At 60.2% G+C, this 26,674-nt stretch carries 23 protein-coding genes; 15 read left to right on the top strand and 8 right to left on the bottom strand.

All coding sequences use genetic code 11. The features are described from left to right. Window positions 1–198 precede the first annotated feature (198 nt). Window positions 199–828 (bottom strand): response regulator, encoded by a 630-nt coding sequence (locus tag BW979_RS06250; RefSeq protein WP_076383435.1) that lies wholly within the window; start codon window positions 826–828, stop codon window positions 199–201. Between the two features lie 137 nt (window positions 829–965). Next, a complete protein-coding gene (locus BW979_RS06245; RefSeq protein ID WP_076383434.1) occupies window positions 966–3,362 on the bottom strand; it encodes a PAS domain-containing sensor histidine kinase in 2,397 nt (798 codons plus the stop codon). 74 nt (window positions 3,363–3,436) lie between these two features. Here BW979_RS06245 and BW979_RS06240 point away from each other — a divergent pair, with 74 nt between their 5' ends. Continuing rightward, complete coding sequence (locus BW979_RS06240) at window positions 3,437–4,432, top strand: alpha/beta hydrolase family protein (RefSeq protein WP_076383433.1); 996 nt, start codon at window positions 3,437–3,439, stop codon at window positions 4,430–4,432. 42 nt (window positions 4,433–4,474) lie between these two features. Here BW979_RS06240 and BW979_RS06235 read toward each other — a convergent pair whose 3' ends face one another. The 3 genes from BW979_RS06235 to BW979_RS06225 are packed head-to-tail and all read right to left on the bottom strand — an operon-like array spanning window position 4,475 to window position 6,937. After that, window positions 4,475–5,242 carry a TerB family tellurite resistance protein gene (locus BW979_RS06235; RefSeq protein WP_047228066.1) on the bottom strand — a complete coding sequence of 256 codons (768 nt, stop codon included), beginning with the start codon at window positions 5,240–5,242 and terminating at the stop codon, window positions 4,475–4,477. Window position 5,243: 1 nt separating this feature from the next. Next, on the bottom strand, window positions 5,244–5,915 hold the full coding sequence (gene murU, locus BW979_RS06230) for an N-acetylmuramate alpha-1-phosphate uridylyltransferase MurU (RefSeq protein WP_047228067.1): 672 nt from the start codon (window positions 5,913–5,915) through the stop codon (window positions 5,244–5,246). Continuing rightward, window positions 5,912–6,937 (bottom strand): aminoglycoside phosphotransferase family protein, encoded by a 1,026-nt coding sequence (locus BW979_RS06225; RefSeq protein ID WP_076383432.1) that lies wholly within the window; start codon window positions 6,935–6,937, stop codon window positions 5,912–5,914. Before BW979_RS06225 ends, murU begins: the two co-directional genes overlap by 4 nt. A gap of 130 nt (window positions 6,938–7,067) precedes the next feature. Between BW979_RS06225 and BW979_RS06220 the strand changes: the two genes are divergently transcribed. The 11 genes from BW979_RS06220 (at window position 7,068) to BW979_RS06170 (ending at window position 21,157) form a co-directional block, all read left to right on the top strand. Further along, complete coding sequence (locus BW979_RS06220) at window positions 7,068–9,869, top strand: LPS-assembly protein LptD (protein ID WP_076383431.1); 2,802 nt, start codon at window positions 7,068–7,070, stop codon at window positions 9,867–9,869. After that, window positions 9,850–11,166: a peptidylprolyl isomerase SurA gene (gene surA / locus BW979_RS06215; protein WP_155417177.1), complete on the top strand. Its 1,317-nt coding sequence runs from the start codon at window positions 9,850–9,852 to the stop codon at window positions 11,164–11,166. The genes BW979_RS06220 and surA overlap by 20 nt, the downstream gene beginning before the upstream one ends. After that, window positions 11,163–12,152, top strand: coding sequence for a 4-hydroxythreonine-4-phosphate dehydrogenase PdxA (pdxA, locus tag BW979_RS06210; RefSeq protein ID WP_076383430.1), 990 nt, complete (start codon window positions 11,163–11,165; stop codon window positions 12,150–12,152). Before surA ends, pdxA begins: the two co-directional genes overlap by 4 nt. Further along, window positions 12,149–12,967 carry a 16S rRNA (adenine(1518)-N(6)/adenine(1519)-N(6))-dimethyltransferase RsmA gene (gene rsmA, locus BW979_RS06205; RefSeq protein ID WP_047228071.1) on the top strand — a complete coding sequence of 273 codons (819 nt, stop codon included), beginning with the start codon at window positions 12,149–12,151 and terminating at the stop codon, window positions 12,965–12,967. Before pdxA ends, rsmA begins: the two co-directional genes overlap by 4 nt. 108 nt (window positions 12,968–13,075) lie before the next feature. Next, complete coding sequence (apaG, locus tag BW979_RS06200; protein WP_047228072.1) at window positions 13,076–13,456, top strand: Co2+/Mg2+ efflux protein ApaG; 381 nt, start codon at window positions 13,076–13,078, stop codon at window positions 13,454–13,456. Further along, the gene (locus BW979_RS06195) at window positions 13,456–14,334 is read left to right on the top strand and encodes a symmetrical bis(5'-nucleosyl)-tetraphosphatase (RefSeq protein ID WP_076383429.1); all 879 of its coding nucleotides are present in this window, start codon (window positions 13,456–13,458) and stop codon (window positions 14,332–14,334) included. The genes apaG and BW979_RS06195 overlap by 1 nt, the downstream gene beginning before the upstream one ends. A 33-nt stretch (window positions 14,335–14,367) precedes the next feature. Next, window positions 14,368–14,697: a thiosulfate sulfurtransferase GlpE gene (glpE, locus tag BW979_RS06190; protein ID WP_047228074.1), complete on the top strand. Its 330-nt coding sequence runs from the start codon at window positions 14,368–14,370 to the stop codon at window positions 14,695–14,697. Window positions 14,698–14,997: 300 nt separating this feature from the next. Continuing rightward, window positions 14,998–16,920: a PrkA family serine protein kinase gene (locus tag BW979_RS06185; protein ID WP_047228075.1), complete on the top strand. Its 1,923-nt coding sequence runs from the start codon at window positions 14,998–15,000 to the stop codon at window positions 16,918–16,920. A gap of 113 nt (window positions 16,921–17,033) precedes the next feature. Next, window positions 17,034–18,305, top strand: coding sequence for a YeaH/YhbH family protein (locus BW979_RS06180; protein ID WP_047228076.1), 1,272 nt, complete (start codon window positions 17,034–17,036; stop codon window positions 18,303–18,305). Next, window positions 18,302–19,867 carry a SpoVR family protein gene (locus tag BW979_RS06175; protein WP_047228077.1) on the top strand — a complete coding sequence of 522 codons (1,566 nt, stop codon included), beginning with the start codon at window positions 18,302–18,304 and terminating at the stop codon, window positions 19,865–19,867. Before BW979_RS06180 ends, BW979_RS06175 begins: the two co-directional genes overlap by 4 nt. A 63-nt stretch (window positions 19,868–19,930) precedes the next feature. Beyond that, complete coding sequence (locus BW979_RS06170; protein WP_047228078.1) at window positions 19,931–21,157, top strand: multifunctional CCA addition/repair protein; 1,227 nt, start codon at window positions 19,931–19,933, stop codon at window positions 21,155–21,157. Between the two features lie 107 nt (window positions 21,158–21,264). On the opposite strand, the gene folK is transcribed toward BW979_RS06170, so the two are convergent. Further along, window positions 21,265–21,792 (bottom strand): 2-amino-4-hydroxy-6-hydroxymethyldihydropteridine diphosphokinase, encoded by a 528-nt coding sequence (gene folK / locus BW979_RS06165; protein ID WP_047228079.1) that lies wholly within the window; start codon window positions 21,790–21,792, stop codon window positions 21,265–21,267. Further along, the gene (gene folB / locus BW979_RS06160) at window positions 21,783–22,136 is read right to left on the bottom strand and encodes a dihydroneopterin aldolase (protein WP_076383428.1); all 354 of its coding nucleotides are present in this window, start codon (window positions 22,134–22,136) and stop codon (window positions 21,783–21,785) included. The genes folK and folB overlap by 10 nt, the downstream gene beginning before the upstream one ends. 74 nt (window positions 22,137–22,210) lie before the next feature. Here folB and plsY point away from each other — a divergent pair, with 74 nt between their 5' ends. Beyond that, window positions 22,211–22,780, top strand: a complete 570-nt coding sequence (gene plsY, locus BW979_RS06155; protein WP_047228080.1) for a glycerol-3-phosphate 1-O-acyltransferase PlsY — start codon at window positions 22,211–22,213, stop codon at window positions 22,778–22,780. Window positions 22,781–22,790: 10 nt separating this feature from the next. Here the strand turns inward: plsY and tsaD are convergent, their stop codons facing one another. Further along, the gene (tsaD, locus tag BW979_RS06150) at window positions 22,791–23,816 is read right to left on the bottom strand and encodes a tRNA (adenosine(37)-N6)-threonylcarbamoyltransferase complex transferase subunit TsaD (protein ID WP_047228081.1); all 1,026 of its coding nucleotides are present in this window, start codon (window positions 23,814–23,816) and stop codon (window positions 22,791–22,793) included. 199 nt (window positions 23,817–24,015) lie between these two features. On the opposite strand from tsaD, the gene rpsU reads away from it, so the two are divergent. Further along, on the top strand, window positions 24,016–24,231 hold the full coding sequence (gene rpsU / locus BW979_RS06145; protein WP_002551877.1) for a 30S ribosomal protein S21: 216 nt from the start codon (window positions 24,016–24,018) through the stop codon (window positions 24,229–24,231). Window positions 24,232–24,707: 476 nt separating this feature from the next. Then, the gene (gene dnaG, locus BW979_RS06140; protein WP_047228082.1) at window positions 24,708–26,666 is read left to right on the top strand and encodes a DNA primase; all 1,959 of its coding nucleotides are present in this window, start codon (window positions 24,708–24,710) and stop codon (window positions 26,664–26,666) included. Window positions 26,667–26,674 lie beyond the last annotated feature (8 nt).

Raw genomic sequence — 26,674 nt, 5'->3', positions numbered from 1 at the left:
AGGACAGTCGTGAGTTATGAGCTGCAAGCTGCAAGCAAGGACAAAAGCGGTGTTGGGGCGTGTCGCAAATGGATATGCCGACACACTGCCCCTGTGGGAGCGAGCCTGCTCGCGATGGCGGCGGATCAACCAGCATCGTGGTTGACTGACACACCGCCATCGCGAGCAGGCTCGCTCCCACAGGGGATTGTGGTGGGCTTAGAGCAACTTATGCTCCATCGCATACTTCACCAGTTCCGCCAAGGAAGTGATGTTGAGTTTCTGCATCAGCCGCGCTTTGTGAGTGCTGATGGTTTTGCTGCTCAGGGCCAATTGCTGGGCGATGTCGTTGACGTTGGCCCCTTGGGCCAGGCGCTCGAAGACCGAGAATTCGCGCTCGGACAGCAGCGAGTGCAGCGGTCGGCTGTCGGTCAGGCCCACTTCGAAAACCATGCGGTCGGCCAGTTCCGGGTCGATGTAACGTCCGCCGGCCGCGACCTTGCGAATCGCCATGAGCAGCAAGGCCGGGTCGCTGTCCTTGGTCGCGTAGCCGGCGGCACCGACCTTCAGCGCGCGCGCCGCCATTTGCGCCTCGTCGTGCATCGACAACACCAGGATGGCCGGCGGATTGTTCAACGCACGGATCCGCGGGATCGCCTCCAGACCATTGACGCCAGGCATGGAGATATCCAACAGCACCACTTCGCAGGGCACATGCCGCAGGGTCTCCAGCAATTGTTCGCCATTGCTCGCCTCCCCCACGACCACCAGGTCCTTCGCCAGGCCGATCAACTGCTTGATGCCTTCGCGCACGATGGTGTGGTCTTCGGCTACCAGTACACGGATCACGTTTTTCTCCAGATTCAGAATCTCATCGCGAGCAGGCTCGCTCCCACAGGGTTGTGCGTGTGTGCATCTCAATCAATGTGGGAGCGAGCCTGCTCGCGATAGCGTCAGCCAAGCCAAGCCAAGCCAAACAAAAATCATCAGGCCTCATTCACCGGTACCCGCACCGCCAGGGTCGTCCCCTCCCCTGGCTCACTTTCCAACGATAACTGCCCGCCCATGATCAACACCCGCTCCCGCATGCCGACCAGACCAAAGGAGGTCGGCCGACCCGTGGCGGGAACGAATCCTACACCGTCGTCGCTCACCGTCAGACAAAGCTGGTCGTCTTCCTGCACCAGCGTCAGTTCTACAGTATGCGCCTGAGCATGGCGCATCACATTGGTCAGCGCTTCCTGGAGAATTCGAAACAGACCGATGGCCTTGGCGTCGCTCAAGGGCGGAAGATTGTCCGGCACCTGCACCAGGCATGGGATCTGCGTGCGCGCCTCGAAACGCCGCGCCTGCCATTCGATGGCCGAGGCGATGCCCGCATCAAGGATCGGAGGTCGCAATGCCGTCGCCACGTCCCGCACCAACTGGAACAACTGGGCAATCAGGCGCTTCATGCTGTTGAGCCGCTCTTGCAGGCCCGGGTCGAGCTGCGCATAGGCCAGTTCGCACATGGACGTTTCCAGCTTCAAGACGGTCAACATTTGCCCCAACTCGTCGTGGACTTCCCGAGCTATGCGCGCCTTTTCCTCTTCCCGCACGCTCTCCAGGTGCGCCGACAATTCGCGCAGTTGCTCCCTGGAGCTGGCCAGCTCCAGTTCGATGCGCTTGCTTTCGGTGATGTCCCAGACGATACCGTCCCACACGTAAGCGCCGTCTTCGAGACGACGGGTAATGGCCTTGATCTCGGCCCAGCGCTCCCGGCCTTCGCGGGTCAGGATGCGCCCCTGCCACGACCAGTCGCTGTCGCTGTCCAGCGCCTGATCCTGAGTGCGGTGATAACTGGCCTTGTCCTGGGGGTGTACGAGGCTGCGCAGGCCGGTGTCGCTACGGGCCAGGGTCGCGGGCGAATACCCCACGAGGCTTTCGCTACCCTCACTGATGTAGGCAAAGTCGATCTGCCCGGTTACCGGCGCCCGCTCCAGGCGAAAGACCAGGCCCGGGACGTTGGCAGCGATCCCCTGCAAGCGCGCCTCGCTTTCGCGCAGCGCCGCCAGCGCGCGACGGCGCTCGGTGACGTCGTTTATGTAGACCACCAGGTATTCGGCATCGCGAAAGCGCAGGAAGCTCAAGGAAACATCGGCCGGAAGGATACTTCCATCAGCCCGCACGCATTCGGTTTCGAAACTCTGTGGCCCCTCCTCACTGGCCCGGGCGCGTTTCCACAGGTTCAGCCAGCGATCCATGTGCAGGCCCGGTTCGAAGTCGATCAAGGGGCGTTCAATGATCGCGCCCGGCGCATAGCCCAGCATGATTTCGGCGGCGCGGTTGGCATACCGTACATGGCTATCCCAATTGACCCAGAGAATGCCGACAGTGCTTTGGTCGATGGAAAATTGTGTCAGGCGCAGGGCTTCCTCGCTGGCGGCCCGCTGGGCGATGTCATTTCGCGCATTGCGCAGGCGCCGCTCCAGCGCCCTTTGCTCGCGGCGCTGCCAGAACACGATCGCCACGCAGCTCAAGAGCAGGGCCAGCAGTAATAGGGTCAGGTTTTGCCAGAAACCTGGGGTGTCGGTCAGCCGCGGATATTTGGGCTTGAGCCAGCGACTGTGCAGTTGCTCAAGTTCCTTGGCCGGGATCGCCTGCAAACCGCTCTCGATGATGTCGGCCAACTCCGGCCAATCCCGGCGAGTGGCGACGCGCAACAATTGCGGCAGGCCGATATCGCCTACGACCACCAGCCCGGAGAACTCAGGCTCGACCATCAGTCGCCCCAGCTGCGCCTCATCGACCACCGCGTAACCGGCCTGCTGGCTCAACAACAGTTGCAACGCCTGACGCTCCAACGGTACGCCTTGAAGATTCAACGTCGGGTAGTTGCTACGCAAATAATCGGCCGTGGTACTGGGCATGCGCACCGCCACCCGCACTTGAGCATCGAGCTTTTCCAGCTCGACCCCTTCGGCGCCCTTCTTCTGGCCCACGATCAATTGCGGCACGCGCATGTAGGGGTCGGAAAACCGCCAGAGTCGCAGCCCGGCCGGGGTCTGGCTCAGCCCTGGGGCAATATCCACCTCACCGGAGCGCAACGCGGCTTCCAACTGCACCACGTCCTGGAAATTGCGCCAGGTCAGTTCGACATTCAACGCCTTGCCCAACCACTGCATCAGCTCGACATTGGTGCCGGACAGACGCTGCAAGCGCCGGTCATATTGCGCATAGGGCGCCTGCAACACGAGGCCGACGCGCAGTTGCGGATGCTGGAGCAGCCATTGTCGCTGGCCCGCGTCCAGTTGCACCCCAGTCAACGACGGTGCGGGCGCGGCCCACGCCATCAAGGGAAGCCATAAACAGCCGATAACCCACAGGCAGCAAAAACGCATCATCGAAGTCTCATGCACTGACAAATACTGACCAACCCATTAGGCTGCCGGAAATACTTCTGGTCATGGAATATCCGATGCCCTTTGTTTATCGCCTGGCATTGCCAGCATTGTGCCTGTCGCTGATCCTGCCGAGTGCCTTTTCTGTACAGGCTGAAGAACCGGCCCCCGCGGCGGCGGATCAAGCCACCGAGGAAAAACCGGTCGAGCGTCCGCCTTTGCTCGAGCGCAGCGAGGAAGAAGCGACAGCGCTTGAACGGGAGATCCCGGTCCAGGAGCAACAACAGCTACAAACCGGCAGCGACACCTTCCTGGCTCTCTGGAAACCAGCCAACACCAGCGAACCCAAGGGTGCGGTCATCATAGTCCCCGGCGCCGGCGAAACCGCTGACTGGCCTCAAGTGATCGGCCCGATGCGCAAAAAGTTACCGGATATCGAGTGGAGCAGCCTGAGTATCACCCTGCCGGACCTGCAAAGCGACGTCATCGCACCGCGCGTGGTGGAAACACCGCCCGAGACCAAACCGGCCGACGTGGCTGGCGCGGCACCGGACGCCACGACCGCAGCACCGATTGAACAAGTGGCGGGCGGCGAGGCTGACGCTGTGGATCCGGTCGTTGCCCAAACCAGCGAGGAACACCTCCTGGCCGATGCCGAACGTATCTTTGCCCGCATCGATGCGGCACTGGCCTACGCCGAACAGCAGGGCGCCCGCAGCATTGTTCTGCTGGGCCACGGCACCGGCGCCTATTGGGCGGCACGTTACCTGAATGAAAAACAGCCCTCGCAGATCGAGCGTTTCGTGATGGTCGCCGCCCAGACCCCGCTCGCAGTCAAGCCCGCCCTGGCCGAACTGACCCCCACCTTGAAGCTGGCCACCGCCGACATCTTCTACATGGACAAACCGCAGGATCGCAATGCAGCGCTGGAGCGTTTACAGGCCAGTAAGCGTCTTAAAGGGTCGAGCTTCAGTCAGGTGTCACTCAAAGCGGTGCCCAACTCATCGGCGCAGCAAGAACAGCTGTTTCGTCGGGTACGGGGTTGGTTGAACCCGCAGAAGCCGGGGGAGTGAGGCTTAGACAAGCCCCAAGCCAGCCACCGTGGCGATCCCCTTCTAGCGAAAGTCCCGGCGCTCGCGGATCAACCGATAGGCGTTGTGCAACTCCCGGGTCTTGTCGGTGGCGTCACGCACTTGCAACGGCGTCGCCCCACTGCCGGCAATCTTGTCCGGGTGGTGACGACTGAGCAGACGGCGATAAGCCCGCTTGATCTGCGACGGCTCGCTGGTGGCCGAAACTCCCAGCAAGCGTAACGCCTCCTGATAGGTCGCGCCGCTGTTGGGCAACGACTGTTTGTGTGGTTCGTAATCCGCCGCCAGTGCCTGGACCTGTTGCGGCGTCCACCCCAGCCATTTGCCCCACTGAGCAAGCAACTCACGCTCGGCTATGCCCGCGCGCCCGTCGGCCCAGACCATCCGCCAGCAGGCGCGCAGCACACCCTCAGCCGCATGGGGCTGGGTCGCAAGGCGACGCAAATAACCGCGCAAATGGTCGTTTCCGGTTTTGCCCCGGTTGAATGCGGCGACGGCCCGGCGTTGCGCTGGCTCGCTCAGGTCCAGCGCGCGCATCTCCTGACGCGCCTGCTGGATGTGCCCATCCACCACTCGTCCATCGCTCTTGGCCAGCCGGCCCAGCAATACAAACAGCAACTCATCGTTGCGTAATGCCGGACGGCCACCCAAACGCTCGCGCAGCTGCGCCCAGCCTTGCAGATTAAGTCGCCGATCCAGCGCCTGTCCTAATAACGCTCCCAGCATGGCCCCCGGAATGCTGGCTATGGCAAAGCCCGCCCCGGCTCCAATCAGAGTCCCTGGCCACCACATATCAACGGCTCGCTTCTATCAAGGTTTCAACCTGCGCCAAACGTTCATGAGTCCCCACATCCACCCAGTGTCCCTTCAGGTGCTCGCCGCTGACCTGGCCCTCGGCCATGGCCTTGCGTAGCAGCGGTGCGAGTTTGAACGCGCCGTCCAGGCAACCCTCGAACAACCGCGGATGCAAGACGGCAATGCCGCTGTAGGTCAGTTTGTCGGCAGCCGCCCCGCCATCATGAATCTGTCCGTCGGCCAGGAGGAAATCGCCGCCCGGATGGTGTTCGGGATTATCCACCAGTACCAGGTGCGCCAAGCCGTCCAGAGGTCGGCGCAAGGCGCTGAAATCGTAATCGGTCCAGATGTCGCCGTTGACCACCAGGAACGCCTCGTCGCCCAACAACGGCAGGGCGCGGAAAATGCCACCGCCGGTTTCCAGCGGCTCACCTTCGGGCGAGAAATGAATGCTCACGCCAAAACGTGAACCGTCCCCTAGATAATCTTCGATTTGCTGACCGAGCCAGGCGTGATTGATCACAATGTCCTTGAACCCGGCCCGAACCAAGGCACGCAGATGGTATTCGATCAAGGGAACGCCGCCGGCACGAACCAGCGGCTTGGGCGTGGTGAGGGTCAAGGGCCGCATCCGCTCCCCTTTACCCGCCGCCAGGATCATCGCTTTCATGCCGTCGCTCCGGCCGACTGACGCAGGCTGGAGAGCAACTGATCCAGTTCCGCCAGTTCAGGGCGACGGGCAATGACCGCTTCTATATAGGCAAAGAAGCGCGGCACATCGCCCAGATAGCGCGGCTTGCCGTCGCGGTGGCAAATACGCGCGAAAATCCCGATGACCTTGAGATGGCGCTGCACGCCCATCAGGTCGCTGGCCCGCAGGAAATCCTCGAAGTCCGGCTGGACCGGGATGCCAAGCGCACCGGCCTGCTGCCAGTAATCCTCGAGCCAGCCACGCACGCGCTCCTCGGGCCAACTGAGAAAGGCATCCTTGAACAGACACGTGACGTCATAGGTCACCGGGCCGTAGACCGCATCCTGAAAGTCCAGTACGCCGGGGTTCGGTTCGCTGAGCATCAGGTTGCGCGGCATGTAGTCGCGATGAACCAGCACTTTCGGCTGAGCCAGCGCGCTGTTGATCAGCAGGTCGCTGGCCTGCTGCCAGAGCACTTGTTGAGCAGCATCGAATTCGATACCCAGCTCATGCTTGACGTACCACTCAGGAAACAGCTCCAGCTCCCGGCGCAGCAAAGCGACGTCGTAGCTGGGCAGTGGCGCGACCATCGGCAGTTGCTGGAAAGCCAGCAGGGCCTGGAGGGCGTCACGGAATAATGGGTCGGCATTGTCGCCGTTGATCACATCCAGATACGTCTGATTGCCCAGGTCATTGAGCAAAAGAAAACCGCGCTCAAGGTCTTCGGCATAAATTTTTGGCACGTTGATGCCGGATTTAGCCAGCAAAAAAGCAATGTCCACGAAGGGTTTGCAGTTTTCCTGGGGCGGTGGCGCATCCATAACGATCAAACTGCGGCCCTCGCCTTCCCAGCGGAAATAACGGCGAAAACTCGCGTCGCTGCTGGCCGCAGTCAACGTGGCCGGGGGTACGGCGCCCCAGCCCTGCTGAACAAAAAGGATCGGCAGCTGCTCATCGAGCCAAACTTTCAGGTGTTGCAGGCGTACATCTTGGTCAGGCATTGCAAGGGTCTCCGACGGCGCTAGCCGTCAAGCGGGTCATGCTTTATTATCCAGCATCTTTTTCAGACCATCGAGAGGCGTGCGGCCCACACCGCGGGCAGATGGCACGCAGGAAGCCCGGACTAATAAGATGGCATTGAAATCCCCCGCGTTTCGTAAAAAATTTCCGTTGCTGGTCACCGGCAGTCTGCTGGCCCTGCAACCCTTGGCCTCTTCATTCGTCGTCGCGGTAGAGCAGTATGACTGCTCCGTCTCCGCTTCGGGTGCCTGGGACTGTTCGCCCAAGACGCCGGCTGCTGCATTGCCGCCACGTCCGGTGCATGACGGCAGTGCGGTTTCCGCCAGCGGCGAGGCCCCGGCCGACAGCAGCTCGGGCGAAGAAGCCGGCGACAAGCCCGTGCTCGTCACCGAAGCCAAAGGCCGCGGCCTGAAGTCTCGCAGTGCGGACTACAGTCACCTGGACTGGGTTCCACGGGAGAACCTCACCCCTGCCCAATTGGCCGAAACCGGTCCTTATTGCGCCGGCGCCTATATCGAGCCCGTTCGTCCTGGCATGAATGACAAGACGGACAAAAGCGACGCTCCGACCTTCCTTGGCGCCAAAGCATCGCGCTACCAGCAGGAAGAGCAGGTGGCAACGCTGGCCGGCGACGTGGTCATGCGTCAAGGCAGCATGCAGGTCGAGGCCGACGAGGCCAACCTGTACCAGGCTGAAAACCGCGGCGAGCTGAGCGGCAACGTGCGCGTTCGCGATAACGGTGCGCTCATCGTCGGCGACCACGCCGATGTGCAGTTGGACACTGGCGAAGCCAAGGTCGACAACGCCGAATACGTGATGCACAAGTCGCGCATCCGCGGTAACGCGCTGTACGCCAAGCGTGCTGAAAACGCGATCATCCGTCTCAAGGACGGTACGTACACCACGTGCGAGCCGGGCAGCAACGCCTGGACGCTCAAGGGCAACAACATCACCCTGAACCCGGCTACCGGCTTCGGCACCGCCACCAACGTGACGCTGCGGGTCAAGGACTTCCCGGTCCTGTATACGCCGTACATCTATTTCCCGATCGATGACCGTCGCCAGTCCGGCTTCCTGCCGCCGACCATCGGCACTGGCAGCGATACCGGCTTTTTGCTGGTCACCCCGTATTACTTCAACCTGGCACCCAACTACGATGCCACGTTGTACCCACGTTACATGAGCAAGCGCGGCCTGTTGATGGAAGGCGAATTCCGCTACCTGACCAAGTCCAGCGAAGGTCAGTTCGGTGCGGCGTACCTCAACGATGAAGAGGACGAACGTAGCAAGCAGTCCGACTACAGTAAGACCCGTTACATGTACAATTGGCAGCACAAGGGCGGGCTCGACTCGCGCGTGCTGACGGAAGTCGACTACACCAAGATCAGCGACCCTTATTACTTCCAGGATCTGGAGTCCGACCAGATTGGTGTCGAGTCCAATGACTATGTAAACCAGCAGGGCGCCGTCAGCTATCGGGGTGACAACTACGTTGCACGTGTGAATGCCCAGGCTTACCAGATGGCGACGATTTCGAAGATCACGCCGTATAACCGCCTGCCGCAGATCACCTTCAACGGCGAACTGCCGCAGCACCCGTATGGTCTGGATTTCGCCTACAAGACGGAACTGGTGCGGTTTGATCGGGATTTGCGGACCGGTAACTATACTGATAAAGACGGGAACTCCGACGAGGCATGGCTGGACACCAACGTTCGCGGCCTGGCACGGGCTAACGGCAATCGCCTGAACCTGGCGCCGGTTGTGAGCCTACCAATGGAAGCAAGCTATGGCTTCATCAAGCCGTCGCTTAAATACCAGTACACCCAATACGATCTGGACCTGGATGGCACGGGCAAGTCGCAAATTGCCGCACAGTCTGCCGAGGCTGATCGTCTGCGGGGTACTTATAGTGGCAGCCAGAGCCGCGGCGTCCCAATCGCCAGTATCGATAGCGGTCTGTACTTCGACCGGGACACCCAGTGGTTTGGCAGTAACTACCGTCAAACCCTGGAGCCGCGCCTGTTCTACCTCTATGTTCCGGAGAAAGATCAGAGCGACATCCCGGTTTTCGACACTGGCGAATCCACCTTCAGCTACTCCTCGCTGTTCCGGGACAACCGTTTCTCCGGCTCCGACCGTGTCGGCGACGAGAACAAACTCTCCCTGGGCGTGACCAGCCGCTGGATCCAGGAAAACGGTTTCGAGCGCCAGCGTGTCAGCGTTGGCCAGGCCTTTTACTTCAAGGACCGCGAAGTTCAACTGCCAGGCATCGATTTCAACACGCGTGAAGACGCCAAATCAGACGTATCTCCTTATGCACTGGAGTACGAGTTCCGCTGGAACCGCGATTGGCGAACCACGGCTACCTACAACTGGGACCCGGACACCCGCAGCCCCCGCTCGGGCAGCGCGATGTTCCACTACCAGCCTGAAGACAACCCGAACAAGGTCATCAACGCCGGTTACCGCTACCGCAACGACCAGGTGCGCTACGACCAGACTACTGGCCAATGGTCCGTGGGTGGTGGCGACTATGGCACTCCGGGCACTCCGGGCTACGTGAAGGACTACTACAAGATCCAGCAGCACGACTTCTCGGTCATCTGGCCGGTCGTGCCGCAGTGGAATCTCATCAGCCGCTGGCAGTATGACTACAACCGCAACCGTACCCTGGAAGCCTTCGGTGGTTTCGAATACGACAATTGCTGCTGGAAACTGCGCCTGATCAACCGTTACTGGGTCGACTATGAAGAGTTCACTCAAGCCGCCCCGGAAAACGAGAAGGGCGACCATGGCATCTTCCTCCAAATTGTCCTGAAGGGACTCGGCGGCCTCACCGGCGCCAAGGTAGAGAGCTTCCTCGACAAAGGCATCCAAGGTTATCGTGAACGTGAAGACCAAGCTTTCTGATTGTCTGCGCCCGCTGATGCTGGGCGCACTGTTCCTGGGTACTGCGGCCAACGCCGCGGTACAGCCCATCGACAAAGTGGTGGCTATCGTCGACAACGACGTGGTCATGCAAAGCCAGCTGGACCAGCGCGTCCATGAAGTGCAGCAGACCATCGCCAAGCGCGGTGGTGGCCTGCCGCCTCCGGGCGTACTGGATCAACAGGTGCTCGAACGCCTGATCGTCGAAAACCTGCAATTGCAGATTGGCGAACGCTCGGGCATTCGCATCACTGATGAAGAATTGAACCAGGCCGTCGGCACCATTGCCCAGCGCAACAACATGAGCGTCGACCAGTTCCGCGCCGCCCTGGCTCGCGACGGCCTCTCTTACGAGGACGCTCGCGATCAGATCCGCCGCGAGATGATCATCAGCCGTGTGCGCCAGCGTCGTGTAGCCGAACGCATCCAGGTGTCCGAGCAGGAAGTGAAAAACTTCCTCGCCTCCGATCTGGGCAAGATGCAGCTTTCCGAGGAACTGCACTTGGCGAACATCCTGGTTCCTACCCCGGAAAGCGCCAACTCCGAAGCCATCCAGAATGCTTACCGCCAGGCGATGGACATCTACCAGCAACTCAAGCAAGGCGCCGACTTCGGTCAGATGGCCATTGCCAGGTCTGGCAGTGACAACGCCCTGGAAGGTGGTGATATGGGCTGGCGCAAAGCCGCCCAATTGCCCCCTCCGTTCGATCGCGAACTGAGCAGCATGGCCGTGGGTGACATCACCCAACCAGCCCGCACGCCCGGCGGCTTCATTATCCTCAAGCTGTTGGAAAAGCGCGGTGGCGGTGCTCAGGTGCGTGACGAAGTGCATGTTCGTCATATCCTGATCAAGCCAAGCGAGATCCGCAGCGAAGCCGAGACCCAGCGTCTGGCGCAAAAGCTTTATGAGCGCATCGAAGCGGGTGAAGATTTCGCCGAGCTGGCCAAGAGCTTCTCGGAAGACCCGGGTTCAGCCCTCAACGGCGGCGACCTGAACTGGGTTGACCCGAACGCACTGGTGCCCGAGTTCCGCCAGGTGATGGCCGAGACACCACAAGGCCAGTTGTCCAAGCCGTTCAAGAGCCCTTATGGCTGGCACGTACTGGAAGTCCTTGGCCGCCGCGCCACCGACAGCACCACCCAGGCTCGTGAACAACAGGCGATGACCGTGCTGCGCAACCGCAAATACGACGAAGAGCTGCAAACCTGGCTGCGTCAGATTCGCGATGAAGCCTACGTCGAAATCAAACTCCCTGGTGCAGACCAGGCAGCGCAGTGAAACCCAAGCGTTTCGCGCTGACACCCGGCGAGCCTGCCGGCATCGGTCCCGACCTGTGCCTGCTGCTCGCCTCGCAACCCCAGCCACATCCCCTGATAGCCATCACCAGCCGCGATCTGCTCCTCGAGCGGGCTGCGCAGCTGGGGGTGGTCGTCGACCTGCTGCCGGTGACACCGGGGGCCTGGCCGGATGTCCCGGCACCCGCCAACAGCCTGTATGTCTGGGATACGCCACTGGGCGCCCCGGTGGTTACCGGGCAACTGGACAAGACCAACGCGGCATTCGTCCTGCAAACCCTGACCCGCGCTGGCCAGGGCTGCCTGGACGGGAGTTTCGCCGGCATGATCACCGCTCCGGTGCACAAGGGTGTGATCAACGAATCCGGGATTGCCTTTTCCGGACATACCGAGTTCCTGGCGGACCTGACCCACACCACGCAGGTGGTAATGATGCTCGCCACCCGCGGCCTGCGCGTGGCACTGGTGACCACGCACCTGCCCTTGCGGGACGTCGCCGATGCCATCACCCCCCAACGCCTGGAGCGGGTCACGCGGATATTGCACGCCGACCTGCAGGAAAAGTTCGGCATCGCCCGGCCCCGTATCCTGGTGTGCGGGCTCAACCCCCATGCCGGTGAAGGCGGACATCTGGGCCATGAAGAAATCGACACCATAGAACCCACCTTGGAGCGCTTGCGCAGCGAGGGCATGGACCTGCGTGGCCCGCTGCCTGCCGACACTCTGTTCACCCCCAAATATCTGGAGCACTGCGACGCGGTGCTGGCGATGTACCACGATCAGGGCCTGCCCGTACTGAAGTACAAAGGCTTCGGCGCGGCAGTCAACGTAACCCTGGGCCTGCCGATCATCCGCACATCGGTGGACCATGGCACCGCCCTGGACCTGGCCGGCAGTGGCAGGATCGATACCGGCAGCCTGCAGGTCGCCTTGGAAACCGCCTACCAGATGGCCGAGACCCATTTATGACCGAGCAATACCAACACCGCGCGCGTAAGCGCTTCGGCCAGAACTTCCTGCATGACGCTGGCGTAATCGATCGCATCCTGCGCTCCATCAATGCCAAACCCGACGATCGCCTGCTGGAGATTGGCCCGGGCCAGGGCGCGCTGACCGAAGGCCTGCTCGGCAGCGGTGCGCAACTGGATGTGGTGGAACTGGACAAGGATCTGATCCCGATCCTCAACCAGCAGTTCGCTGGCATGAGCAATTTCAACCTGCACCAGGGCGACGCGCTGAAGTTCGACTTCAATAGCCTGGAGGCTGCGCCCAATAGCCTGCGGGTGGTGGGGAATCTGCCGTACAACATCTCCACGCCGCTGATCTTTCATCTGCTGAGCAACGCTGGCCTGATCCGCGACATGCACTTCATGTTGCAAAAAGAGGTGGTCGAACGGCTCGCTGCTGGCCCTGGCGGCGGTGACTGGGGTCGCCTGTCGATCATGGTTCAGTACCATTGCCGGGTCGAACATCTGTTCAACGTAGGCCCTGGGGCATTCAACCCGCCCCCCAAAGTCGACTCGGCCATCGTCCGCCTGGTACCCCATGCCGTCCTGCCGCACCCGGCCAAGGATCATCGCCTGCTGGAGCGCGTCGTACGCGAAGCTTTCAATCAGCGTCGCAAAACCCTGCGCAACACCCTGAAGCTATTGCTCAGCAGCGCCGAAATCGAAGCCGCCGGCGTTGACGGCAGCCTGCGTCCCGAGCAATTGGACCTGGCGGCGTTCGTGCGCCTGGCCGACAAACTCAGCGAACAGGTAACGCCCAAAGCCGACGCCATCTGACAAGCTCATCGCTATCGGGTGGGACGTCTGGTCTACTACCCGATACATGGCCTAGACTGATCTTCTCAGCTACGCCCGCGTCCCGCTTCGCTTTTAAGGCCTTTTTGCATGTCCGATCTTCGTTATCAGGTCGACGTCAGCGTCGCCACCCGCTTTCTGGCAGAACAGTCGCAACCTGAGCACAACCGTTTCGCCTTCGCCTATACCATTACCGTGAGCAACAACGGCTCATTGCCAGCCCGCCTGCTATCACGCCACTGGGTCATCACCGACGGCGATGGTCATGTTGAGCACGTGCGGGGCGAGGGTGTGGTCGGTCAGCAACCGCTGATCGACGCTGGAAAAAGCCACAGCTACAGCAGCGGGACGGTGATGACGACCAAGGTCGGCACCATGCAGGGCACGTACCAGATGCTGGCGGAGGACGGCACGCGTTTCGACGCGATCATCAAGCCGTTTCGCCTGGCGGTACCCGGAGCCCTGCACTGATGGCGACGTATGCGGTCGGCGATCTGCAAGGTTGCCTGGACCCGCTCAAATGCCTGCTGGAACGGGTCGCCTTCGACCCACAGAAAGACACGCTGTGGCTGGTGGGCGATCTGGTCAATCGCGGCCCACAATCGCTTGAGACCTTGCGCTTTCTCTACAACATCCGCGATTCGCTGGTCTGCGTGCTCGGTAATCACGACCTGCACCTGCTGGCCGCCTGGCAGAACATCGAGCGCCTGAAAAAATCCGATACCTTGAGCGAGATCCTCGATGCTCCCGATTGCGTCGAGCTGCTGGAATGGCTGCGCCTGCAAAAGCTCATGCACTACGACGAGCAGCGCAACCTGGCGCTGGTGCACGCCGGCATCCCACCCCAGTGGTCCTTGCGCAAGGCGCTCAAGTACGCCGACGAAGTCGAACACGCGCTGCGCGACGACAACCTGTTCGGCCCCTACCTGGATGGCATGTACGGCAATGAACCGGTCAAATGGGACAACGATCTCACCGGCACCGCCCGTCTGCGAGTCATCACCAATTATTTCACCCGCATGCGCTTCTGCACCCGCGACGGTAAGCTGGACCTCAAGGGCAAGGAAGGCATCGAGACCGCGCCACCTGGCTACGCCCCTTGGTTCAAACACAAAGAGCGCAAGACCCGTAATCTGAAGATCATTTTCGGGCACTGGGCGGCACTGGAAGGCCAATCCGACGAACCTGGGGTTTTCGCCCTCGACACCGGATGCGTATGGGGTAGCGCGATGACGCTGATGAACGTCGACTCTGGCGAGCAACTGCGTTGCGAGTGTGACGAACAGGGTCACGCCAAATCCCTTCATCATCCGACCATTGCATCAGTAACGGCCGCTACCATCGTTTGAACGGTGCCACGCGTCAGGCTACAGGAGTCCCAAATGACCGCTTTTAAACGCATCCCCCCAGAGCAGGCCCAGGCCCTGCGTGAAACAGGCGCGGTTGTCGTCGACGTTCGAGACCCGGCCACCTTCGCCGCCCTGCACATCAGCGGCTCGACCCATCTGGATAACCACTCCCTCTCCGATTTCATCCGCAATGCGGACCTCGATGCCCCCGTGGTGGTGGTCTGTTATCACGGCAACTCCAGCCAGAGCGCAGCCGCTTACCTGGTCAGCCAAGGCTTCTCCGATGTCTATAGCCTGGACGGCGGTTTTGAGCTGTGGCGCACGACTTATCCTGCAGAAACAGCCCCAGGTAACCCGGAATAATTTTTATGACGCCCAAGCCCACGTGAACCGCGGGTTTGGGTGATGGCGGACGAACGGTCTGCCACAACTAATTACGCATTCAACCTTTACCTCTCCGATTCCGAACTATCCTTAGCCTCAGGCCATCCAAAACAGGGGAGAGCCGGTACACCGGCGCGCGGGTTCATCGGGAGACAGCTTTCAGGAGACGGCATTTCTGAAAGCATTCTGGGGGGGTAAACGGCAGCTGGGTTCCCAGCGGCCGACCAGCATCGACTGATTGATCCGACACCGGCTCCACGTATCGAGCGAGGTGACGTCATGAGTATTTTTAGCCACTTCCAGCAACGTTTCGAGTCCACGCGGCAGGAGGAATACTCGCTGCAGGAATACCTCGATCTCTGCAAGCAGGACCGCAGCGCCTACGCATCGGCTGCGGAACGCCTGTTGCTGGCAATCGGAGAACCGGAACTGCTGGATACCTCGGCCAATTCGAGGCTTTCGCGGATCTTTTCCAACAAGGTGATTCGCCGCTATCCGACCTTCCAGGACTTCCATGGCATGGAAGAGTGCATCGACCAGATCGTGTCCTATTTCCGCCACGCAGCTCAGGGTCTGGAAGAAAAGAAACAGATCCTGTACCTGCTTGGTCCCGTCGGCGGCGGTAAATCGTCCCTGGCCGAGAAGCTCAAGGAACTGATCGAAAAGGTGCCCTTCTACGCCATCAAGGGTTCTCCCGTGTTCGAATCCCCCCTGGGGCTGTTCAACGCTACCGAAGATGGCGCGATTCTGGAGGAAGACTTCGGTATTCCGCGCCGCTACCTCAATACCATCATGTCGCCATGGGCCACCAAGCGCCTGGCCGAGTTCGGCGGTGACATCAGCCAGTTCCGGGTGGTCAAGCTCTACCCTTCGATCCTCAACCAGATCGCGGTGGCCAAGACCGAACCGGGGGATGAAAACAACCAGGACATTTCGGCCCTCGTGGGCAAGGTCGATATCCGCAAGCTGGAAGAGTTTCCTCAAAACGACGCCGACGCCTACAGCTATTCGGGTGCGCTGTGCCGGGCCAACCAAGGCCTGATGGAATTCGTCGAAATGTTCAAGGCGCCCATCAAAGTGCTGCACCCCCTGCTGACCGCAACCCAGGAAGGCAACTACAACAGCACTGAAGGCCTCGGGGCGATTCCGTTCAGCGGCATCCTGCTGGCGCACTCCAACGAATCGGAATGGCACACCTTCCGCAACAACAAGAACAACGAAGCCTTCATCGACCGGATCTACATCGTCAAGGTGCCCTACTGCCTGCGAGTCACCGATGAGGTCAAGATCTACGACAAGCTGCTGTTCAACAGCTCGTTGTCTAAGGCCCACTGCGCCCCCGACACACTGAAGATGCTTGCCCAGTTCACGGTGCTGTCGCGCCTGAAGGAGCCGGAAAACTCCAACATCTATTCGAAGATGCGCGTCTATGACGGTGAGAACCTCAAGGACACTGATCCGAAGGCCAAGTCGATCCAGGAATACCGCGACAACGCGGGAGTCGATGAAGGGATGAATGGTCTGTCCACACGGTTTGCCTTCAAGATTCTGTCCAAGGTCTTCAACTTCGATCCACACGAGATCGCAGCCAACCCGGTTCACCTGCTGTATGTGCTGGAACAGCAGATCGAGCAGGAACAATTCCAGGCGGAAACCCGCGAGCGTTACCTGCGTTTCCTGAAGGAGTATCTGGCTCCGCGTTATATCGAGTTCATCGGCAAGGAAATCCAGACCGCGTACCTGGAGTCCTACAGCGAATATGGGCAGAACATCTTCGATCGCTACGTGCTTTACGCGGACTTCTGGATCCAGGATCAGGAATACCGCGATCCGGAAACCGGCGAAATCCTCAACCGCGTGGCGCTGAACGAGGAACTGGAAAAAATCGAGAAACCGGCCGGGATCAGCAACCCCAAGGATTTCCGCAACGAAATCGTCAACTTCGTCTTGCGGGCCCGGGCCAACAACAACGGCAAGAACCCGACCTGGCTCAGCTACGAGAAGCTGCGGGTGGTCATCGAGAAGAAAATGTTCTCCAACACCGAAGACCTGCTGCCAGTCATCAGTTTCAACGCCAAGGCCAGCAAGGAGGACCAGCAAAAACACAACGACTTCGTCACACGCATGGTCGAACGTGGCTACACCGACAAACAGGTACGACTGCTCTCCGAGTGGTACCTGCGGGTCCGGAAATCGCAGTGAGGCAGTGAAGCAGCGGCAAGCTTCAAGCCTTGAGCTGCAGGGGCGCTCACCGTCCCTGCGCTTGCGGCTTGCAGCTTGAAGCTGAGAACTTGAAGCTGCCCAGAGGGCCACCTATGAGCTATGTGATCGACCGACGCCTTAATGGCAAGAACAAAAGCACGGTGAACCGCCAGCGGTTTCTGCGGCGTTACCGCGACCATATCAAGAAGGCCGTCGAAGAGGCGGTCAGTCGCCGTTCCATTACCGACATGGAACATGGCGAGCAGATCAGCATCCCCGGACGCGACATCGACGAGCCGGTGCTTCACCACGGGCGTGGCGGCAAACAGACTGTCGTGCACCCCGGCAACAAGGAATTCACTAGCGGCGAACACATTCCGCGTCCGCAAGGCGGAGGTGGCGGGAGAGGTCCGGGCAAGGCCGGTAACTCCGGCGAGGGCATGGACGAATTCGTGTTCCAGATTACCCAGGAGGAATTCCTGGAGTTCATGTTCGAGGACCTCGAGCTGCCGAATCTGGTCAAGCGCAACCTGACCGGCACCGATACGTTCAAGACGGTGCGCGCCGGCATCAGCAATGAAGGCAATCCTTCGCGTATCAACATTATCCGTACGCTTCGCTCGGCCCATGCCCGGCGCATCGCGCTGTCTGGCAGCAGCCGGGCAAAGTTGCGCGAGACAAAGGAGGAGCTCGCCCGCCTCAAGCGCGAAGAACCCGACAATTTTGGCGATATTCAGGAGCTGGAAGCGGAGATCGAAAAACTTAGCGCGCGGATTCACCGTGTGCCATTTCTCGATACCTTCGACCTCAAGTACAACCTGCTGGTGAAACAACCCAACCCCAGCTCCAAGGCCGTGATGTTCTGCCTGATGGACGTGTCGGGGTCCATGACCCAGGCCACCAAGGATATTGCCAAGCGTTTCTTCATCCTGTTGTACCTGTTCCTCAAACGGAACTACGACAAGATCGATGTGGTGTTCATCCGCCACCACACCAGCGCCAGGGAAGTCGACGAAGAGGAGTTCTTCTATTCCCGGGAAACCGGCGGCACGATCGTTTCCAGTGCCCTGAAGCTGATGCAGGAAATCATGGCCGAACGCTATCCGGCCAATGAATGGAACATCTACGCCGCCCAGGCGTCCGACGGCGACAACTGGAACGATGATTCACCCATTTGCCGCGACATCCTGATCAACCAGATCATGCCGTTCGTCCAGTACTACACCTATGTGGAAATTACTCCACGGGAACATCAGGCCTTGTGGTACGAATATGAACGCATTGCCGAAGCGTTTTCCGACACATTTGCCCAGCAGCAACTGGTCTCGGCCGGGGACATCTACCCGGTCTTCCGTGAACTCTTCCAGCGCAGGTTAGTGACATGACCGCCAAAAAAGAGCAGAAGCGTCAACCCATCTCCACCGGCTCCGAATGGACGTTCGAGCTGATCCAGGCCTACGACCGGGAAATCAGCCGTATCGCGGACCGTTATGCCCTGGACACTTACCCGAACCAGATCGAGGTGATCACCGCCGAGCAGATGATGGACGCCTACGCGTCGGTCGGCATGCCTTTGGGCTATCACCACTGGTCCTACGGCAAGCACTTCCTCAGTACAGAGAAGTCTTACAGCCGCGGCCAGATGGGGCTGGCCTATGAGATCGTGATCAACTCCGACCCTTGCATCGCCTACCTGATGGAAGAAAACACCATCTGCATGCAGGCCTTGGTGGTCGCCCATGCGTGCTACGGCCACAACAGCTTCTTCAAGGGTAATTACCTGTTTCGCACCTGGACCGATGCCAGCTCGATCATCGATTACCTGGTATTTGCCAAGCAATACATCATGCAATGCGAGGAGCGTCACGGCATCGATGCCGTGGAAGACCTGCTGGACTCCTGCCACGCGCTGATGAACTACGGCGTGGACCGCTACAAACGACCGTATCCGATTTCCGCCGAAGAAGAACGCCGGCGTCAAAAGGATCGCGAAGAACATCTGCAAAAGCAGATCAACGATCTGTGGCGCACCATTCCCAAAGGGGCCGACAAGTACAGCGAGAAAGACAACGCGCGCTTCCCTGCCGAGCCTCAGGAAAACATCCTCTATTTCATTGAAAAACACGCTCCGCTGCTGGAGCCGTGGCAGAGGGAGATCGTGCGCATCGTGCGCAAGATCGCTCAATATTTTTATCCGCAACGCCAGACCCAGGTCATGAACGAAGGCTGGGCCACGTTCTGGCATTACACGCTCATGAACGACCTGTACGACGAAGGCCTGGTCACCGACGGTTTTATGATGGAGTTCCTCACGTCCCACACCAGCGTGGTGTTCCAGCCCGGTTTCGACAGCCCGTATTACAGCGGCATCAACCCTTATGCACTGGGCTTTGCCATGTACCGCGATATCCGGCGCATGTGTGAAAACCCCACAGAGGAGGATCGGCGCTGGTTCCCGGACATCGCCGGCTCGGACTGGTTGTCCGCTATCAAATTCGCCATGAGCAGCTTCAAGGACGAGAGCTTCATCCTCCAGTACCTCTCGCCCAAGGTCATCCGCGACCTGAAACTGTTCAGCATCCTCGATGATGACCAGAAAGATGACCTGCTGGTGCCTGCCATCCACGATGAAAGCGGTTATCGCGTCATCCGCGAGACACTGGCGGCGCAATACAACCTGGGCAACCGCGAACCCAACGTTCAGATCTACAGCATCGATCGCCGGGGCGATCGCTCGCTGACGCTGCGCCATCAGGCGCATGATCGCAAACCGTTGGGCGACTCAACCGATGAAGTCCTCAAGCACCTGCACCGCCTCTGGGGTTTCGACATCCATCTCGAAACCCTGCAAGGCGAGCAGGTGATGAAAACCCATCACGTGCCCCCCAGAACCGAGCAAACCGAAGGAGATTATGGCCGGTTGGACTTGGCTGTCATTCATCTTTGAACCCGTTTTCACCTCCGAAGGCCTGGCGCAAAGGTTATCCTGTCAGACCAACGGAGGTTTTTTATGCAGATCTATAAAGTCGGCGGCGCCGTTCGCGATCGCCTGCTGGGCATTCCTGTCACCGACATTGATCGGGTCGTGGTGGGGGCTACGGCCGAGGATATGCTCGCCAAGGGCTTTCGCCCGGTGGGAGCTGACTTTCCGGTATTCCTTGATCCCAAGACCGGGGAGGAATACGCCCTCGCCCGCACAGAACGCAAAAGTGGCCGCGGTTATGGCGGCTTCGTGTTCCATGCCAGCCCTGAAGTGACCCTCGAAGAAGACCTGATCCGCAGGGACCTGACGATCAACGCCATGGCCGAAGATGACCATGGCAATCTTACCGACCCGTATCACGGCCAACGCGATCTCAAAGCCCGCCTGCTACGTCATGTTTCCCCCGCGTTCGCCGAAGATCCACTCAGGGTCCTGCGGGTTGCCCGCTTTGCCGCGCGCTATGCTCCGCTCGGTTTCAAAGTGGCGGACGAAACCCTGGAACTGATGCGCCAGCTCAGCGACTCGGGCGAACTGCAAGCCTTGACCGCCGAACGCAGCTGGAAAGAAATTTCCCGCGCTCTCATGGAAAAACAACCGCAGGTGTTTATCCAGGTCCTGCGCGATTGCACAGCCCTCAAAGTCTTGATGCCCGAGGTGGATGCACTGTTCGGCGTGCCGCAACCCGAGGCCCATCACCCTGAAATCGACACCGGCGTCCACACCCTGAGCGTGCTGGAGCAGGCCGCGCTGCATGAACAGCCCCTGACAGTTCGTTGGGCGTGCCTGCTGCATGACTTGGGCAAAGGCCTGACGCCCGCGCACGAATGGCCCCGGCATATCGCCCATGAACACACGGGCCTGAAGCTGATCAAGGCGGTCAATGAACGTTTCAAGGCGCCGCGCGACTGTCAGGAGTTGGCTTTATTGGTCGGTCAATACCATACCCACGGCCATCGTGCGCTTGAGCTGAAGGCATCCACTTTGCTTGAGCTGTTGCAGAGTTTTGACGTGTATCGCCGCCCTCAGCGCTTCGAGGAGTTCATCGCCGCGTGCGAGATGGATGCGCGCGGCCGCAAGGGCCTGGAGAGTCGAAGTTATCCACAGGCGGATTACCTGCGTGGAGCGGCAGCGGCCGCACGCGGAGTAGCGGTGCAGCCCTTGCTGGAAAAAGGCTTCAAGGGACCTGAATTGGGCGAGGCGATCAAGCGTGAGCGTCTTCGGGCATTGAAAGCGTATAAAGACGCGGCGAGCTGAGAAAGCTTTGTGTCGGCTTGCATCTCGGCCATCGCGAGCAGGCTCGCTCCCACAGGCATCGCGGGCCGCTCAGGCGCAATGTGGGAGCGAGCCTGCTCGCGATGACGTCAGAGGCCTGACAGCAGCTCCAAAGGCGTGAGCGGTACACCCCGCCATTCAAAAGCCACCGGAGCCAACACCTGGTCAATCTGCGACTCATCCCACAAAGTCGCGAAGCTTTTGCCTACGCCAGGATGTATCCGATCGGGTGCAATCAACGACAATGGCCACAGGACAAAGGCGTTCTTGAGAATTTCGGCGCGGGGCAGGATCAAGCCGTCGAAATTGCCGACCTGCTCGCCATACAACAACACGTCGATATCCAGCGGCAGCCCTTTACGGTCCGGCGCATAACGACCGTTGTCTGCTTCGATGAACTTGAGGCGACGGTCCAGCTCCATCAGCGGCAGATCCGTGTAGGCAGCTACGACGAAATTGAAAAAAGGCCCGCTCTTGATCCCCACCGGCTGGCTCTCGAACACCGCCGAACAGCGTATGTCCACCAGGAAACCGGCAAGGGCTTCAAGACCTGCGCACAAGTGGGCTTCGCGCTCGATATTGCTGCCGAGCCCGAGAAAAACCTGAGTCAGCGACATCCGCGCTCGATCTCCACGCCCACGCCACTGGCGGCCGGCACAGCGCCGGGCTTGGTCACTTTCAGACGCAGCCAGGTAATCTTGAACTCGTCCATCAGCGCCTGGGCCAGTCGTTCGGCAAAGGTCTCGACCAATTGGAACTGGGCATGCTCGGCAAATGCCTGGATGCGCGACGATACGCTGGCGTAATCGAGCGCCAGGGTCAGGTCATCGCCGGTGGCGGCCGGACGGTTATCCCAGGCGAAACTCAGATCCAGCCGCAGACACTGGCGGATGCCGCGCTCCCAGTCGTAGGCACCAATGACCGTGTCGACTTCCAGGCCTTCGATAAACACTCTGTCCAAGCACTCTTCTCCGCAGCACGACAAGGGCGCAATGCGCCGTTAGAATCAGGGCGTCCTCGCCCGGAATAGTTAGCATGTTTTGGTTACTGGCGACTTTCGCCTACCTGCTTGGCTCGCTGTCCTTCGCCATTTTGCTCAGCCGCCTGACCGGTCGCCCGGATCCGCGAATGAGTGGCTCGGGCAATGCCGGCGCCACCAACATGCTGCGCCTGGCCGGACGCAAACTTGCCATCCTGACCTTGCTTGGCGACCTCTGCAAAGGCCTTGTCCCGGTTCTGCTCGCCAATCTTGCAGGACTTTCGTTGCAGCAACAGGCCTGGATCGGTGTCTGCGCCGTCCTCGGTCACTTGTTCCCGTTGTACTTTCGCTTTCGCGGCGGCAAGGGCGTCGCCACCGCCGCCGGCATGCTGCTGGGTCTGTATCCCCCCGCCGCCCTGCTGGCCGTCGCTGCCTGGCTGCTGACGTTCTACCTGACCCGCACCAGCTCCCTGGCCGCCCTGATCGCCACACCACTGATTCTGCCATTGCTGGCCTGGCAGGAGCCGGCGGCCTTGCTGCCGGTGACGGCACTCGTTGCACTGATCGTCTGGCGCCACCGGGGCAATCTACGCGACCTGTTTGCCGGGCGCGAACGGCATTTTTAATCCATACGCCCTACAGCGGTGACAACTGCTCCATGGGCCAGCGCGCCTGCACGCTGATTGCCAGGCTTTCGTGCTGGCCGGCTTGCAAACGCTGGCATCCGGCGAAGGCAATCATCGCCCCGTTATCTGTGCAGAACTCCGGCCTGGCGTAGTAAACGTCGCCGTTCATGCTGCCAAGCATGTTCTCTAGTGACACGCGCAAAGCCTTGTTCGCACTGACTCCGCCAGCGATCACCAGACGCTTGAGTCCGGCCTGTTTCAGGGCGCGCTTGCACTTGATGGTCAAAGTCTCCACCACCGCCTGCTGGAACGCCAGCGAGATGTCGCAACGGGCTTGCTCGCCGTCGTCTCCGGCGCTGACGCATTGCTGCCAGGTGTTCAGGGCGAAGGTTTTCAGGCCGCTGAAGCTGAAATCCAGGCCGGGGCGGTCACACATCGGCCGCGGGAAGACGAAACGCCCTTCCACTCCGTGGGCCGCCAACCGTGCGATTTCCGGTCCGCCCGGGTAATTGAGGCCCATCATCTTCGCGGTCTTGTCGAAGGCTTCACCGGCAGCGTCGTCCAGGGTTTCCCCCAACAGTTCGTATTGGCCGATGCCATCGACCCGAACCAACTGGGTATGACCGCCAGAGACCAACAAAGCGACGAACGGAAACTCCGGCGGTTGCGGCTCCAGCATCGGCGCCAGCAAATGACCTTCCATGTGATGCACACCCAAGGCCGGGATACCCCAGGCGAAGGCGAGCGCCTGGGCACAGGAAGCACCCACCAGCAGCGCGCCCACCAGGCCCGGCCCGGCGGTGTAGGCAATGGCGTCGATCTCGGTCGGCACACAGCCGGCCTCGGCCAGGACCTGGCGAATCAAGGGCAGCATGCGCTTGACGTGATCGCGGGACGCAAGCTCGGGCACCACGCCGCCATAGGCGCGGTGCAGGTCGATCTGGCTGAACAGCGCATCGGCCAACAGGCCGCGTTCACTGTCGTATAATGCGACACCGGTTTCGTCGCAGGAGGTTTCTAATCCCAGTACTAGCATGGGTTTGCGCCTTGTAGAGGCTGAATTCGAAGGCGCGCATAATAGTCGTCGCGTTGTGCCCCGACCAGCGGTTTTCGATCAGAGGCTTTGCATTCCGAGCGATGAGGGGTTAACATCCGCAACCCTTAAAAACCGACGTCTTCAAGTGCTCTTTTGCCGCGAGGATGTTGACCCCGGTAATGAATGAAGGTAGCTCTGGATGCCAGCCGTCAAAGTAAAAGAGAACGAACCCTTCGACGTAGCTCTGCGTCGTTTCAAGCGCTCCTGCGAAAAAGCCGGTGTTCTGGCTGAAGTTCGTAGCCGCGAATTCTACGAGAAGCCGACTTCCGAGCGTAAGCGCAAAGCAGCAGCCGCTGTTAAGCGTCACGCCAAGAAAGTTCAGCGCGAACAGCGCCGCGCCGTACGTCTGTACTAATACACAGACGTCCGTAGCAAGCTTCTGCCAAGCCCGGCCCTCAAGCCGGGCTTATGGCATTTGCGGAAAACGCTTGATGCTTCACTGTCAAAGTCGCACATGCGACCGAGACAACCTGCTTTACCACGTCAGACCTGGCTCTTTTGCCAGCGGTGCACGTCTCTTCTGACGAGCCTTCCAAGGCTACTGACGAGCACACCCTGATTCCTCTAACGACGATCAGCCCAAGGCACCTGCTTGCGTGCCCGCCTGATGATCCGTGGCCTGAACGGCCGTTACCGGACTCAGCGCAACATATTCAAACAGTCGAATACTGATTAGTGATTAACGTCAGTGGACTATCGGCAGATACACTTCCCGACAGCGATGATGCAGACGACCCGGTCGAGCCACCGTTTTACCGTGCCTCAAGACCAAGAGTCGGTTACGCCTGCTGATTTCGGGTCCATATTTCGCGCAGTGATGATGAGAACGCCATGGCCGGGCTGATTCCCCAGAGCTTTATTGACGACCTCCTGAACCGCACCGACATCGTCGATGTGGTCAGCTCTCGCCTGCAAATGAAAAAAGCCGGCAAGAATTACACGGCCTGCTGCCCGTTCCACAAGGAAAAGACCCCGTCCTTCAGCGTCAGCCCCGACAAACAGTTTTACTACTGTTTCGGCTGTGGCGCTGGCGGCAATGCCCTCGGCTTCATCATGGACCACGACAACCTGGACTTCCCCCAGGCTGTCGAAGAACTGGCCAAAGCCGCCGGCATGGAAATTCCCCGCGAGGAAAGTGGCCGAGCGCACAAACCGCGCCAACCCACCGACTCGCCGCTCTACCCATTGCTGACTGCGGCGGCCGATTTTTATCGCCAGGCCCTCAAAAGCCATCCTGCCCGCAAGGCAGCCGTGGATTATCTCAAGGGCCGCGGCCTGACCGGGGAAATCGCCCGGGATTTCGGCCTCGGCTTTGCCCCACCCGGCTGGGACAATCTGTACAAGCACTTAAGCAGCGACACCTTGCAGCAGCGCGCGATGATCGACGCCGGCCTGCTGATCGAGAATGCCGAAACCGGCAAGCGCTATGATCGCTTCCGCGACCGGGTAATGTTCCCGATCCGTGACACGCGCGGACGGATCATCGCGTTTGGCGGCAGGGTCCTGGGCGACGACAAACCCAAGTATCTGAACTCCCCGGAGACCCCGGTATTCCATAAAGGACAGGAACTCTACGGGCTGTACGAAGCGCGCAAGAACAACCGCAACCTCGACGAAATCATCGTCGTCGAAGGTTACATGGACGTGATCGCCCTGGCCCAGCAAGGTTTGCGCAATGCCGTTGCGACCCTGGGCACCGCCACCAGCGAAGAGCACATGAAGCGCCTGTTTCGCGTCGTGCCCAGCGTGCTGTTCTGCTTCGACGGCGATCAGGCCGGCCGCAATGCCGCCTGGCGAGCACTGGAAGCGACATTGCCATGCCTGCAGGATGGGCGGCGAGCGCGCTTTCTGTTTTTACCCGAGGGCGAGGACCCGGATACCCTGGTGCGCTCCGAAGGCACCGATGCTTTCCGTGCGCGGATCAACCAGCACGCGCAACCGCTGGCCGATTATTTTTTCCAGCAGTTGACCGAAGAAGCCGATCCACGCTCCCTCGAAGGCAAGGCTCATATGGCCACCCTCGCGGCACCGCTGATCGACAAGGTACCCGGCGCCAACTTGCGCACACTGATGCGCCAGCGTCTGACCGAAATCACCGGCCTGAACAGCGAAGCGGTCAATCAGTTGGTCCACAGCGCCCCCCAGGAAGCACCGCCGGCTTACGACCCAGGCATTGATTACGACGCGATGCCGGATTTCGCCGACTATCATCAACCTCAGCAGGACTACGCACCTGCGCAGGAATGGACACCCAAGAAACCGGGCAGCGGCGGCAAGAAATGGGACAAAAAACCCTGGGACAAGAACGGTAAGCGCGGCGATCGCGACCAGCCACGTGCCCCGCGCGTGCCGGCCGCCGTCGAACCACCAACACTGGCCGCCCTGCGGACTTTGCTGCACCACCCGCAACTGGCTGAAAAGGTCGAGGACGCTGGGCACTTCGCCGCCGAGGACCACAGCAATACGCAATTGCTGATCGCACTCCTTGAAGCCGTGCAGAAGAACCCCAAACTTAACTCTTTCCAGTTGATCGCCCGGTGGCACGGCACCGAACAAGGGCGCCTGTTGAAGGCCCTGGCCGAGAAGGAATGGTTGATTGATGGAGACAACCTTGAACAACAGTTTTTCGACACCATTACTAGCTTGTCCGCCCGCCAACGCGAGCGAAATCTGGAACAACTTCTGCGAAAAGCTCGCCAGAGCGAGTTGACCAGCGAAGAGAAAAACCAATTGCGCGATTTACTCAGCCGCAATGTTTGCGCATCAAACCCGACCTCAACTGGCGCGTGAGGTCACAG

Origin of the sequence: Pseudomonas sp. A214 (assembly GCF_900156295.1) — a bacterium.
In the GTDB taxonomy this organism is placed as follows: Bacteria; Pseudomonadota; Gammaproteobacteria; order Pseudomonadales; family Pseudomonadaceae; genus Aquipseudomonas; species Aquipseudomonas rhizophila.
The sequence above is the reverse complement of the archived record's forward strand: the minus strand, read 5'-3'. Positions and strand labels throughout refer to the sequence as shown.